Raw genomic sequence first — 13,491 nt, 5'->3', positions numbered from 1 at the left:
AGATCGCCTTGGCCCGAAGGGTCCGGGGCTTGTTCCAGGTCGATCAGAGGGATGTTGCATGGCAATCAGGGACGCATTCGGCCTGACATTTTCGGGCGCCACCGAAGCGGGGTTCACGCCCTACAGCCAGGCCGTGCGTGAACTGCTCTGCTTCATTGGCGATCCCGTCGCTTCCGTCGACAGTGCCATATCGGCGGATCCCGGTTTCGTCATGGCGCATGTCTTCAAGGGCTATCTCTTCGGCCTTGCCACCGAGCGCGACGCGACGGCGGTGGCCAGGGCTTGCCACGAGGCGGCGCTGCCGCTTGCCGCGACGGCGCGCGAAGAGGCGCATGTTCTGGCCCTCGGCCACCTCGCCAACGGGCGCTGGCATGACGCCGCCAGGATCCTCGAGGATATCGCCATCCAGACCCCGCTCGACGCGCTGGCACTGCAGGTCGGGCACCAGATCGATTTCTTCACCGGCAATGCCCGCATGCTGCGTGATCGCATCGCCCGCGCCTTGCCGTCATGGCAGAGCGGCATGCCGGGCTACCACGCCATCCTCGGCATGCAGGCCTTCGGGCTGGAGGAAATGGGGGACTATGCCAGGGCCGAAAAGCTTGGTCGCGCGGCGGTCGAGATCGAGCCGCGCGACGGCTGGGCGCAACATGCGGTCGCCCATGTCATGGAAATGCAAAGCCGGCAAAAGGACGGTATCGCCTGGATGCGCGCCAATCCCGAAGGCTGGACAAAGGAGAGCTTCCTGCAGGTGCACAATTGGTGGCACCTGGCGCTGTTCCACTACGATCTCGGCGAGATCGACCAGGTGCTGGCGCTCTATGACGGACCGATCTATGGCACGCCATCGGCGATGGCGTTGAACATGGTCGATGCGTCGGCAATCCTGTGGCGGCTGCATCTCGGCGGCATCGATGTCGGTGACCGCTGGACGGCGCTCGCCGCCAATTGGCCCAAGGCCGGCGCCGGCGATTATGCCTTCAACGATGCGCATGCGATGATGGCCTTCGTTGGCGCCGGGCTCGACGGACCCGCCCTTGCCTTGCTCGAGGCGCAACGCGAGGCGATGCATGGCGGCGGCGACAACGTCGCTTTCACGCGGGATGTCGGCCATCCACTGACGCTGGCAATCAAGGCGTTCGGCGAGGGCAACTACAGCGAGGCCGTGCACCTGATCCGGCCGATCCGGGCGATCGCCAACCGCTTCGGCGGCAGCCACGCACAGCGCGACGTCATCGACCTGACGCTGATCGAAGCGGCCTTGCGGGCCGGTGACCGCGCGCTCGCCGGGGCGCTCACGGCGGAGCGTTCGATGGCGCGGCCGGATAGCCCGCTGTCTGTGCTGCTTGCGCGACGCGCGGCCGATTTGTCAGAGAATTGACCGCAAGCCGATCTTGCCTTAAAAACTGCTCAGCCAGATTTTTTCGAGATCCGAAAAAAATAATTGGCATGGGAGGATGATATGTATCTGGGCCTCGACCTGGGCACGTCGGGCGTCAAGGCGCTGCTGATCGATGCCGGACAGACCGTCGTCGGCTCCGGCCATGGTTCGCTTGACGTTTCGCGGCCGCATCCCGGCTGGTCCGAACAGGACCCGTCCCACTGGATACGCGCCTGCGAAGACGCGATCGCCGAACTCAAGGCTTCGCTCCCCAGGCAGTTCGCGGCGGTGAAAGGCATCGGCCTGTCCGGCCAGATGCACGGCGCGACCTTGCTCGATGCGGCTGATCATGTGCTGCGCCCCTGCATCCTGTGGAACGACACGCGCAGCCATGTCGAGGCAGCAGCGCTCGACGCCGATCCGCGCTTCCGCAAGCTCACCGGCAACATCGTTTTCCCCGGCTTCACCGCGCCCAAGCTCGCCTGGGTGAAGAACAACGAACCCGCCGTCTTCGCCAAAGTGGCCAAGGTGCTGCTGCCGAAGGATTTCCTGCGGCTTTGGCTGACTGGCGAGCACATTTCCGAAATGTCGGACTCAGCGGGCACGTCCTGGCTCGATGTCGGCAAGCGCCGCTGGTCGGCCGAATTGCTGGCGGCAACGTCGCTCGACGAGAAGCAGATGCCGTCCCTGGTCGAAGGCACCGAGAAGGCCGGCGGTTTGCGCAGCGAATTGGCATCGAAATGGGGCGTCGAGGCCGGCATCCCGATTGCCGGTGGCGCCGGCGACAATGCAGCCTCGGCCTGCGGCATGGGCACGGTCGGCGCTGGCCATGCCTTTGTCTCTCTCGGCACGTCGGGCGTGCTGTTTGCCGCCAACGCGTCCTATCTGCCCAACCCGGCGAGTGCCGTCCACACCTTCTGCCATGCGCTGCCCGACACCTGGCACCAGATGGGCGTCATCCTGTCGGCGACCGATTCGCTCAACTGGCTGTCGGAGATCACTGGAAAGGGCGCGGGTGAACTGACCGCTGAACTCGGCGACGCGCTGAAGGCGCCGACCGGTGTATCCTTCCTGCCCTACCTCTCGGGCGAGCGCACGCCGCACAATGATTCCGCCATTCGCGGTTCCTTCACCGGGCTGGCGCATGAATCGAGCCGGGCAGTCCTGACGCAGGCGGTGCTCGAAGGCGTCGCCTTCGCCTTCCGCGACAGTCTCGAAGTCCTGAAGACAGCCGGCACCACATTGACGCGGGTGACGGCGATCGGCGGCGGCTCACGCTCGCGCTACTGGCTGAAATCGATCGCCACCGCGCTGCAGGTGCCGGTGGATATTCCCGCCGACGGCGATTTCGGCGCCGCCTTCGGTGCCGCCAGGCTCGGCCTGATCGCGGCGACGGGTGCCGATCCCCTGGCCGTCTGCTCCGCCCCAAGGACGGATGCCACGATCGAACCGGATGCCAAGCTCGGCGGCGCCTACGCCGATGCCTATCATCGCTACCGGGCGCTCTATCCGGCAATCAGGGGTGCCACGGCGTGAACGATTTCTCGCCCACGCCGAGACTTCCGGCCTCACTGCGCCGGGACCTTGTCGAGGAAGCCGGTGATGCTCTTCAGGCGGCCGTTTTCGATGACGCCGATATCGGTGCCCTCGATGACCGAAGGAACGCCTTCAGGCCCGAGGTTCCAGGAGAAGCGGATCTTGTCGGCGAAGCCGTCCGGCGTGCCCTTCAGCGAGAAGCGGAAGCCGGCAAAGCGTTGCTGCACGCCGTCGATCAGCGCCGCGACACCGTCATGGCCGTCGCCCTGCATCAGGGGATCGCGATAGCTGACGTCTTCGGTGAACGTGGCCTTCAGCAATTCGGCGCGACGGCTGGCATCGCTTTCGTTCCAGGCGGTGATGTAGCCCTCGGCGATTTTGTTGAGGTCGGTCATGGTCTGTCTCCTTCGTTGAGTGGCTTTGACGCAACCCTTTTCACCCCACGGCAGTCCGAAACCAATTACGCCTGAGGTAATCAAGGCGAATTACCTGAGGTAATCAGGGCGAACTATTCGAGAGAGGACAGAAATCATGAGCAGCGGATTTTTCGGCGACATTCAGAAGATCAAATATGAGGGGCCGGATTCGACCAATCCGCTGGCCTACCGCTTTTACAATCCTGACGAGGTCGTCGCCGGCAAACGGCTGGAAGACCATCTGCGCTTCGCCGTCGCCTATTGGCACTCCTTTGCCTGGCCGGGTGGCGACCCGTTCGGCGGCCAGACCTTCGACCGCCCCTGGTTCCCCAAGGCCGGCGGCATCGACACGATGGAACTGGCGAAGCTCAAGGCCGATGTCGCCTTCGAGATGTTCTCGCTGCTCGGCGCGCCCTATTTCTGCTTCCACGACGCCGATGTCCGGCCCGAGGGCAAGGACTTTTCAGAAAGTGCCGCCCGCCTCGACGAGATCGCGGACTATTTCGCCGGCAAGATGAAGCAGACCGGGGTCAAGCTGCTCTGGGGCACGGCAAACCTTTTTTCGCATCGCCGCTTCATGTCGGGCGCCGCCACCAACCCCGATCCGGATGTCTTTGCCTATGCGGCGGCGACGGTGAAGAGCTGCATCGACGTCACCAAGCGGCTGAAGGGTGAGAACTATGTGCTGTGGGGCGGGCGCGAAGGCTATGAGACGCTGCTCAACACCGACCTTGCCCGCGAGCAGGAACAGGCCGGCCGCTTCCTCAGCCTCGTCGTCGACTACAAGCACAAGATCGGCTTCAAGGGCACCATCCTGATCGAGCCAAAGCCGCAGGAGCCGACAAAGCATCAGTACGACTATGACGTCGCCACGGTCTATGGCTTCCTCAAGCGCTTCGGCCTGGAGAAGGAAGTAAAACTCAACATCGAGCAGGGCCACGCCATCCTCGCCGGCCATTCCTTCGAGCACGAGCTGGCGCTCGCCAATGCGCTTGGCGTCTTCGGTTCGATCGACATGAACCGCAACGACTACCAGTCGGGCTGGGACACCGACCAGTTCCCCAACAACGTGCCGGAAATGGCGCTGGCCTACTATCAGGTCCTGCAGGCCGGTGGTTTCAAGACCGGCGGCACCAATTTCGACGCCAAGTTGCGTCGTCAGTCGCTCGACCCGCAGGACCTGCTGATCGGCCATATCGGCGGCATGGATTCTTGTGCGCGCGGCCTCAAGGCCGCGGCCCGCATGGTCGAGGACAAGGCGCTGTCGGCGCCGCTGGCCGAGCGCTATGCCGGCTGGAACACGGCAGAGGGCAAGGCAATGCTGTCGGGCAAGCGCACGCTCGAGGACATCGCCGAGCGCGTGGTCAAGAAGAAGATCGAACCGCAGCCGCGCTCCGGCCGTCAGGAATTGCTGGAAAACATCGTCAACCGCTACGTCTGACGGCGGACGCTGGACAGACAGCTGCCCGATGTGGCCGAAAGCCGCCGTGATCGCCTTTTGCTAATCCGCTCTTCCTAAGGGAGATGATGATGGCAAACGGGCGGATCACGGTGCGCAAGGCGCAGGCGGGCGACGTCGCAGCCTTGAAACAGGCGCTGCGGGAAACCTTTGAAGGCACCTGGCTGCCGCACGTCACCCAGGCATCGGCGCGGCGCTATGTCGAGACCGAAACGTTCAACGAGCGCACCCGCAATGTCTACAAGGCGGTCGGCTACATCCGAAAAAGACCGCTATCCCGATGATGAATGGGACAGCGGCTTCGCCACCGTGCTGTTCGTGAAACGGCCCGGCTGATCTTCCTGATTCGGGTTTTGGCGCGCGGAACGGCTTTGCGCCGAAGCGCTCATCCGGCGACAAGGTTTTGCCCTTGGCCGCCCCTCAATGACCTCGCTCTTGCCTTCAAACTGCCGTCACGTATCTCGTATAAGAGGGGCCTGTGGCGGGTGAAAAGGAAGGAGGCGAACCGATATGCAGCACGAACGCGAAATCGACGCCCTGCTCTCATCTGGGGAGACCGGATCGATCATCGACCGGCTGATGGCGCTGCCGCGGCCGACCGACGACGTGAAAAACCAATGGGATCGCGCCGTCAGCAACCGTTTTGAAGTCCGGCTGGTGAGACAGATGCGCTCGCAGATCGACGCCGGCAGCGATCGCCAGAACGCTGCTTGATTCCCTGAACTGACTTAGCCCCGGCGCAACCTGACCGGGGCTTCGCCAAAAGCTCTTGAAAACGCTCTGGAAAATGCCGCGGCGGACGAGAATCCCGTCCGCCCGGCAATATCCGCCATGGCCACGCGCGTGTCGACCACCAGCCGGCGCGCGGCCCCTAGCCGCAGCCTGAGATAATAGGCGCCCGGCGTCTCGCCAATCGACTTGCGGAAGATGCTTTCCAGGGTGCGCGCCGTCACGCCGGCGCGCTTGGCTATTGCTTCGATGGTCAGCGGCTGATCGACATGCGCTTCCATCAGCCGGATGGCCTGCGCCAGGCGTGGATCGTAGCCATCGAGCCGACCAAGCGAGACCAGCGGCTGCGCATCCGTCGCCACGCGCGCCTGATCGTAGATGAACGCGCTTGCCACATCGAGCGCAACGGCCATGCCGAGCCGGGTGCGAATCAGGTGCAGCATCAGGTCCAGGGTCGGTGACGCGCCGCCCGTGGTGAACACCGGCCCATCGATGATGTATCGATCGGGGCGCACGTCTACGCCGGGAAAGGCCGACGAAAAATCTTCCATGTCTTCCCAATGGGTGGTGGCGCTGCGCCCTTCCAGCAAGCCGGCGCGCGCCACCAGCCAGGTGCCCGCCTCGACGCCGCCGCAGGCGCGGGCCGACCGCGCCGCGCGGCGCAGCCCGGCGAGCAAGGCAGACGTGGCATAGTTCTGCGTGCCGAAGCCCGCGACCACGACCAGGACATCGGTTGGTTCCGTCGCATCGAATCGGCCGCTTACCGCAACGGGCAGGCCGCATGTCGTGACCGGCGCCTCCCCGGTTACCGAAACCAGCTTGAAGTCGAACAGGGTTTCGCCGGCGATGCGGTTGGCGGCGCGCAGCGGATCGACGGCGCACGCCACGCACATGATGGATGCCCCGGAAAACACCAGCAACGTCACCTTGAGCGGCGACTGCTCGGCGCGAAAGATTGTCGCTTTTTCGTTTTTTGGCATGCAGCCTTCGTAAAGCGCAAAACAGTCGCCTGCAAGTCGCGCAATGCTGTGCTCTGTTTCGATTGGGAGGAGAATTCCATGCCGCTTGCGATGAACCGTGAGGTCTTCATTACCTGTGCCGTGACCGGATCCGGCGGTTCGCAGGATCGCTCTCCGCATGTGCCGCGTTCGCCCAAGCAGATCGCCGATTCGGCCATCGACGCGGCCAAGGCCGGTGCGGCAATCGTCCACTGCCATGTCCGCGACCCCGAAACCGGCAAACCCAGGCGCGATGTGCATCTCTACCGCGAAGTGACCGAGCGCATCCGCGACGCGAATGTCGACGTGGTGCTCAACCTCACCGCCGGCATGGGCGGCGACATGGTGTTCGGCTCGCCGGAAGCGCCGCTTCCGCTCAACGAAAAGGGCACCGACATGGGCGGCGCCACCAACCGCATGGAACATGTGCGCCAGTGCCTGCCGGAAATCTGCACGCTCGACTGCGGTACCATGAACTTCGCCGAAGCCGACTATGTCATGACCAATACGCCCGGCATGCTGCGCGCCATGGGCGGCATGATGACGGCGCTCGGCGTCAAGCCGGAGATCGAGGCTTTCGACACCGGCCACCTCTGGTTCGCCAAGCAACTGGTCGAGGAAAAGGTGCTTAACCCCGACGCGTTGGTGCAGCTCTGCATGGGCGTGCCGTGGGGCGCGCCCGACGATCTCAACACCTTCATGGCAATGGTCAACAATGTGCCGTCGACCTGGAATTGGTCGGCCTTCGCCATCGGCCGTAACCAGATGGCCTATGCCGCCGCGGCCGTGCTCGCCGGCGGCAACGTCCGCGTCGGTCTGGAAGACAATCTCTGGCTCGACAAGGGCGTGCTGGCCACCAACGCGCAGCTGGTCGAGCGCGCCGCCAGCATCGTCACCAATCTCGGCGCCCGGATCTTGGGGCCGGAGGAAGTGCGCAAGAAGCTCAACCTGACCAAGCGGGCGCCGATCGCAGCCGCGGCGTAAAACGGGGTCTGATCATGGCTACCGTCAAGTTCACCGCGATGAAGGATGGCGACAGGGACGATTACGAGTTCCTGACCGCCCATGAAATCGACTATGCCGCCAAAACCGGCGAGCGGCTGCTCGACGCGCTGGTCCAGCTCGACGAGGGGCTGTCCGGCTACAAGATCACCCGGCTCGGCCATTCGCTGCAGGCGGCGACGCGCGCCTGGCGCGACGGCGCCGACACCGACTGGATCGCCTGCGCGCTGCTGCATGATATCGGCGACATCTACGCGCCCTACAATCACGACGAATACGCCGCTTCGATCCTGAAGCCCTTCGTGCGCGAGCAATGCACCTGGGTGGTGGAAAAGCACGGTGACTTCCAGCGGCTCTACTACGCCCATCATCTCGGCGGCAACCGCCGTGCGCGCGATCGCTTTGCCGGCCACGCCTATTTCGACGATTGCGACCAGTTTTGCGAGCGCTGGGACCAGTCGAGCTTCGATCCCGATTACGAGACGCTGCCGATCGACTTCTTCCGACCCTTCGTGCTCGAGGTCTTTGCCCGCAAGGCTTACGACCCGGCCGTGATCCGCGCCGGCGAGCGCGTGCCTCTCGTCGATCCCGAAACAGCCAGGACAAGAACCGGAGCTTCCGCATGAGCATCATCAACAAGGCGGCCGCCATTGGCGGCGGTGTCATCGGCGCCGGCTGGGTGGCGCGGTTGCTGCTCAACGGTATCGACGTGTCGATCTTCGATCCCGATCCCGAAGCCTCGCGCAAGGTCTCGGAAGTGATGAAGGGCGCGCGCCGCGCCTACAAGCAGATGGTGCCCGGCGGCTTGCCGAAAGAGGGCAAGCTCACCTTCGCCAAGACCATTGCCGAGGCGGTCGCCGATGCCGATTTCATCCAGGAAAGCGTGCCGGAGCGTCTCGATCTCAAGCACAAGGTGCTGGCCGAGATCGACGCCCATGCGCCGGCCAACGCGATTGTCGGCTCCTCGACCTCCGGCATCAAGCCGACCGACATGCAGGTGGCGATGAAGAAGCACCCGGAGCGGCTGGTCGTCGGCCATCCGTTCAACCCGGTCTATCTCCTGCCGTTGGTCGAAATCGTCGGCGGCGAGCAGACCTTTCCCGAGGCCATCGAGGTCGCCAAGGAGATCTATGCCTCGATCGGCATGAAGCCTGTCGTCATCCGCAAGGAGATCGAGGCCTTCGTCGGCGACCGCCTGCTGGAAGCAGCCTGGCGCGAGGCGCTGTGGCTGATCAAGGACGGCATCTGCACGGTCGAGGAACTCGACGACATCATGCGCTACGGTTTCGGCCTGCGCTGGGCGCAGATGGGCATGTTCCAGGTCTACCGCGTCGCCGGCGGCGAGGCCGGCATGCGCCACTTCATGGCGCAGTTCGGGCCGTGCCTGAAATGGCCGTGGACCAAGCTGATGGACGTGCCGGAATTCAACGACGAGCTGGTCGACCTGATCGCCACCCAGTCGGACGACCAGGCGCATGGCCTGTCGATCCGCGAGCTGGAAAAGATCCGCGACGACAATCTTGTCGCGATCATGGATGCGCTGTCGAAGCAGAACAAGGGCAAGGGCTGGGGCGCCGGCGCGCTGCATAAGGATTATACGAAGCAGCTGGCCAAGCTGGCGGCGAAGAAGCCGACGGCTTCCACGGCCGCCGAGAAGGCCAAGGCCTCCAAGCCGGTGAAGAAGGCGGAGAAGCCGAAGAAAAAGAAGAAGGGCTGAGGCCATGGATTTCGGTCTTTCGGAGGAACAAAAACTCATCGTCGAGACGACGCGCGCCTTCGTCGAGAACGAGCTTTATCCGCATGAGCGCGAGGTCGAGCGCACCGGCGTGCTGCGCCGCGAGCTGATCGAGGAGATCAAGGCCAAGGCGATCGAGGCCGGGCTCTATGCCGCCAACATGCCGGCGGACGTCGGCGGCGCGGGGCTCGATACGGTGACCTGGCTGCTCTACGAAAAGGAACTCGGCCGCGCCAATTACGCGCTGCACTGGACCTGCGTCGCGCGGCCTTCCAACATCCTCTTGGCCGGCACGCCCGAGCAGCGTGAAAAATATCTGTTTCCTTGCATCCGCGGCGAGAAATGGGACTGCCTGGCGATGACCGAGCCTGGCGCCGGCTCCGATTTGCGCGGCATGAAGGCGTCAGCCGTGCAGGACGGCGATGACTGGGTGCTCAACGGCACCAAGCATTTTATCTCTCACGCCGATCTCGCTGATTTCGCCATCGTCTTCATGGCGTCCGGCGAAGAGGATTCGCCGCGTGGCAAGCGCAAGAAGATCACCGCCTTCTTTGTCGACAAGGGCACCAAGGGTTTCACGGTGCGCGATGGCTACCGCAACGTCTCCCACCGCGGCTACACCAACGCCATCCTCGAATTCGACGATTGCCGGCTGCCGGCAAGCCAGGTTCTCGGCGAAGTGCACAAGGGCTTCGATGTTGCCAATTCCTGGCTGGGCGCCACGCGCCTGCAGGTCGGCGCCACCTGTCTCGGCCGCGCCGAGCGGGCGCTCGGTCATGCGGTGGAATATGCCGCGCAGCGCCAGCAATTCGGCCAGCAGATCGGCAAGTTCCAGGGCGTGTCGTTCAAGCTCGCCGACATGGCGACCGAATTGAAGGCCGCCGACCTCATGGTCTTCGAAGCCGGCTGGAAGTACGATCAGGGCACCGTCACCGACCAGGACATGGCCATGGCGAAGCTGAAGGCCACCGAAATGCTCGCATACGTCGCCGACGAGGCGATCCAGATCCATGGCGGCATGGGGCTGATGGACGACCTGCCGCTGGAACGCATCTGGCGCGACGCTCGCGTCGAACGCATCTGGGAGGGCACGTCGGAGATTCAGCGACATATTATTTCGCGGGCGCTGCTGCGTCCGTTCGGCGCTTAGAGCATGATCGCCCAAAGCCGAGATTCGGTTTTGTCGGGCAAACGAGATCGTTTGTTCTGAGATGCTCAAACGAAAAGATGACCATGCATAAACTCGAACGTCTCCTGCGCCCGAAATCGATCGCCGTCTTCGGTGGCGTGCAGGCCGCCGCCGTCGTCGCGCAATCGATCAAGATGGGTTTTGCTGGCGAGATCTGGCCGGTGCACCCGACCAAGGACGAGGTTGCCGGACGTAAGGCCTACCGGTCCGTCGCCGATCTGCCCGGCGCGCCGGATGCCGCCTTTGTCGGCGTCAACCGGCATCTGACCATCGAGGTCGTCAAGGCGCTGGCCGAACGCGGCGCCGGCGGCGCCGTCTGCTTTGCCGCCGGCTTCCTCGAGACCGAAGCCTATGACGATGACGGCGAGCGGCTGCAGGCCGAATTGGTCTCGGCCGCTGGCGAGATGCCGATCATCGGGCCGAATTGCTACGGCCTGATCAACTATGCCGACGGCGCGCTTTTGTGGCCTGACCAGCATGGCGGCATCCGGCTGGAGGAGGGCGGCAAGGGTGTCGCCATCATCACCCAGTCCTCCAACATCGCCATCAACATGACGATGCAGAAGCGCGGCCTGCCGATCGCCTTCCTGATGACCGCCGGCAACCAGGCGCAGACCGGCCTCTCCGAAATGGCGCTCGGCCTGATCGAGGATGAGCGGGTGACATCGCTCGGCCTGCACATCGAGGCCTTCGATTCGGTAGCCGGCTTCGAGCGGCTGGCGGCGCGCGCACGCGAACTGAAAAAGCCTATCATCGCCATGAAGGTCGGCCGCTCCGAACAGGCGCGGCAGGCGACCGTTTCGCACACCGCCTCACTGGCCGGCTCGGACGCGGCCTCGGGTGCCTTCCTGAGGCGGCTCGGCATTGCGCGCGTCGATTCCATCCCCGCCTTCATCGAGGCGCTGAAGCTGCTGCACATCACCGGGCCGCTGCCCGGCTACAGGCTGTCGTCGATGAGCTGTTCGGGCGGCGAGGCCTCCGTCATGGCCGACAGCGCCGAAGGCCGCTGGGTCAATTTCCCGGTTCTGACCGAGAGCCATCGCGCCCATGTCAAGTCGACGCTCGGGCCGCTGGTCGCGGTCGCCAATCCGTTGGACTATCACACCTTCATCTGGAACAACGAGCCGGCGATGACCGCCACCTTCACCGCCATGGTGTCGGGCGGTTTCGACCTCAACATGCTGGTGCTCGACTTTCCGCGCCCCGACCGCTGTTCGGTCACCGACTGGTGGGCGACGCTGCGCGCCTTCGAATCGGCGCTGAAGACCAACAGGGCGCATGGCGCGATCGTCTCCTCGCTGCCGGAGAACCTGCCCGAGGAATACACCGCCGAACTGATGGCGCGCGGCATGGTGCCCTTGTTCGGCATTTCCGAGGCCATGGATGCCGCAGGTGCAGCGGCCTTCATCGGCTGGGCATGGGCTGAACCGCAGGCGCAGCCGGTCGACACATCCGCTGCAGGTGCTGCCGGCGGTGAGCATGTCACGCCAGACGAAGCCGAAGCCAAGGCGCGGCTGATCAAGGCCGGGCTTCCGGTGCCCAAGGGCGAGCGCGCCGGCAATGCGGTCGAGGCGGTGATTTCCTCGATGGCCCTCGGCTTTCCCGTGGCGCTGAAGGCGCTGGGGGTCACCCACAAATCCGAGGTCGGCGCTGTCCGGCTCAACCTCAAGGATGCCGAATCCGTCAGCACGGCGGCTCATGACCTGCTGCCGCTCGGCACCGGCCTTTATGTCGAGCGCATGGTGCGCGACGGCGTCGCCGAACTGATCGTCGGCTTCACCAGGGATCCGATGTTCGGCGCTGTCATGACACTGGGCACTGGCGGCGTGCTGGTCGAATTGCTGCGCGACAGCGTCACGCTGATGCTGCCGGCGACCCGCGACGACATCGAGGCGGCTTTGCGCGGCCTGAAGCTGTTCCCGCTGCTCGAAGGCTATCGCGGCCGGCCGAAGGCCGATGTCGCGGCCGCCATCGACGCCATCGCGGGCATTGCCGGCTTCGTGCAGAAGAATGCCGGCGAGATCGAGGAACTCGACATCAACCCGCTGATCGTCTGCGTCGAGGGCAAGGGCGCCTGGATCGCCGACGCGCTGCTGGTGCTCGGAGAAAACAAGAATGTCTGACGTCATTTCCACCCGCCGCGAAGGCTCGATCCTAGAGGTCACCCTCGACCGGCCCAAGGCTAACGCCATCGACCTGAAGACTTCGCGGCTGATGGGGCAAACCTTTAAGGCGTTCCGCGACGATCCGGAACTGCGCGTCGCCATCGTCAAGACAGCCGGCGACAAGTTCTTCTGCGCCGGCTGGGACCTGAAGGCCGCCGCCGGCGGCGACGCGGTCGACGGCGACTATGGCGTCGGCGGCTTTGCCGGCCTGCAGGAATTGCGCGACTTGAACAAGCCGGTCATCGCTTGCGTCAACGGCATGGCGGTGGGTGGCGGCTTTGAACTGGCGCTGTCCTGCGACCTCATCTACGCCTCTGACCACTCCTCTTTCGCGCTGCCCGAAATCCGTGCCGGCACGCTGGCCGACGCGGCGACAATCAAGCTGCCGAAGCGCATTCCCTATCATGTCGCCATGGACCTTCTGCTCACCGGCCGCTGGATGGATGTCACTGAGGCGCATCGCTGGGGCCTGGTCAACGAAGTGCTGCCCAAGGAAAAGCTCGAGGACCGCGTCTGGGAGATCGCCCGCCTGCTCGCCAGCGGCCCGCCGCTGGTCTTCGCCGCGATCAAGGAGACCGCGCGCGTGGCCGAAGCGCTGACCTTTCAGGACGCCATGAACAAGGTGACGCGCCGCCAGTTGGCGACCGTCGATGCGCTGTATGGGTCGGAAGACAATATGGAAGGTTTCCGCGCCTTCGCCGAAAAGCGCGATCCGGTGTGGAAGGGGAAGTGACTCCGCGGAGATGACAGCGCGAAGCACCCCCCTCTGCCCTGCCGGGCATCTCCCCCGCAAGGGGGGAGATCGGATGTTATCTCTGCTTTCGCCAATCACAAGCGCCGCAAGAAAAGCGCCGCGATCAAAGTTGCTAGTCTCCCCCCTT

13 protein-coding genes are annotated in these 13,491 nt (G+C 64.4%); 11 read left to right on the top strand and 2 right to left on the bottom strand.

The annotated features are described in order from the left end of the window. The first annotated feature begins 58 nt into the window (after positions 1-58). Positions 59-1,381: a tetratricopeptide repeat protein gene (locus tag JG747_RS02230; protein WP_202361064.1), complete on the top strand. Its 1,323-nt coding sequence runs from the start codon at positions 59-61 to the stop codon at positions 1,379-1,381. An 81-nt stretch (positions 1,382-1,462) separates the two neighbouring features. Continuing rightward, positions 1,463-2,917, top strand: a complete 1,455-nt coding sequence (gene xylB, locus JG747_RS02225) for a xylulokinase (RefSeq protein WP_202361063.1) — start codon at positions 1,463-1,465, stop codon at positions 2,915-2,917. A 32-nt stretch (positions 2,918-2,949) separates the two neighbouring features. Here the strand turns inward: xylB and JG747_RS02220 are convergent, their stop codons facing one another. After that, positions 2,950-3,312 carry a nuclear transport factor 2 family protein gene (locus JG747_RS02220; RefSeq protein WP_019862634.1) on the bottom strand — a complete coding sequence of 121 codons (363 nt, stop codon included), beginning with the start codon at positions 3,310-3,312 and terminating at the stop codon, positions 2,950-2,952. 136 nt (positions 3,313-3,448) lie between these two features. On the opposite strand from JG747_RS02220, the gene xylA reads away from it, so the two are divergent. The 3 genes from xylA to JG747_RS02205 all read left to right on the top strand — a co-directional run bounded on the left by xylA (position 3,449) and on the right by JG747_RS02205 (position 5,506). Further along, positions 3,449-4,774, top strand: coding sequence for a xylose isomerase (xylA, locus tag JG747_RS02215; protein WP_038651459.1), 1,326 nt, complete (start codon positions 3,449-3,451; stop codon positions 4,772-4,774). An 89-nt stretch (positions 4,775-4,863) separates the two neighbouring features. Next, positions 4,864-5,076 (top strand): hypothetical protein, encoded by a 213-nt coding sequence (locus tag JG747_RS02210; RefSeq protein ID WP_244748319.1) that lies wholly within the window; start codon positions 4,864-4,866, stop codon positions 5,074-5,076. Positions 5,077-5,302: 226 nt separating this feature from the next. Further along, positions 5,303-5,506, top strand: coding sequence for a hypothetical protein (locus JG747_RS02205; RefSeq protein WP_019862638.1), 204 nt, complete (start codon positions 5,303-5,305; stop codon positions 5,504-5,506). A 14-nt stretch (positions 5,507-5,520) separates the two neighbouring features. Here the strand turns inward: JG747_RS02205 and JG747_RS02200 are convergent, their stop codons facing one another. Then, complete coding sequence (locus JG747_RS02200) at positions 5,521-6,501, bottom strand: GlxA family transcriptional regulator (RefSeq protein WP_027047641.1); 981 nt, start codon at positions 6,499-6,501, stop codon at positions 5,521-5,523. Between the two features lie 78 nt (positions 6,502-6,579). Between JG747_RS02200 and JG747_RS02195 the strand changes: the two genes are divergently transcribed. From JG747_RS02195 to JG747_RS02170, 6 genes are all read left to right on the top strand, one after another. Then, complete coding sequence (locus JG747_RS02195; protein WP_032933947.1) at positions 6,580-7,503, top strand: 3-keto-5-aminohexanoate cleavage protein; 924 nt, start codon at positions 6,580-6,582, stop codon at positions 7,501-7,503. Positions 7,504-7,517: 14 nt separating this feature from the next. Then, positions 7,518-8,147, top strand: a complete 630-nt coding sequence (locus JG747_RS02190) for an HD domain-containing protein (protein ID WP_202361062.1) — start codon at positions 7,518-7,520, stop codon at positions 8,145-8,147. Beyond that, a complete protein-coding gene (locus tag JG747_RS02185) occupies positions 8,144-9,238 on the top strand; it encodes a carnitine 3-dehydrogenase (RefSeq protein ID WP_019862643.1) in 1,095 nt (364 codons plus the stop codon). The genes JG747_RS02190 and JG747_RS02185 overlap by 4 nt, the downstream gene beginning before the upstream one ends. Before the next feature lie 4 nt (positions 9,239-9,242). After that, a complete protein-coding gene (locus tag JG747_RS02180; protein ID WP_019862645.1) occupies positions 9,243-10,406 on the top strand; it encodes an acyl-CoA dehydrogenase family protein in 1,164 nt (387 codons plus the stop codon). An 83-nt stretch (positions 10,407-10,489) separates the two neighbouring features. Continuing rightward, entirely contained in the window at positions 10,490-12,568 is a 2,079-nt protein-coding gene (locus JG747_RS02175) for an acetate--CoA ligase family protein (RefSeq protein WP_027047642.1), read from the top strand. Then, complete coding sequence (locus JG747_RS02170) at positions 12,561-13,343, top strand: carnitinyl-CoA dehydratase (protein ID WP_064985154.1); 783 nt, start codon at positions 12,561-12,563, stop codon at positions 13,341-13,343. Before JG747_RS02175 ends, JG747_RS02170 begins: the two co-directional genes overlap by 8 nt. Positions 13,344-13,491 lie beyond the last annotated feature (148 nt).

The organism is Mesorhizobium sp. 131-3-5 (genome assembly GCF_016756575.1).
GTDB classification, from domain to species: domain Bacteria; phylum Pseudomonadota; class Alphaproteobacteria; order Rhizobiales; family Rhizobiaceae; genus Mesorhizobium; species Mesorhizobium jarvisii.
This window is presented reverse-complemented; position numbering and strand designations above follow the sequence as displayed.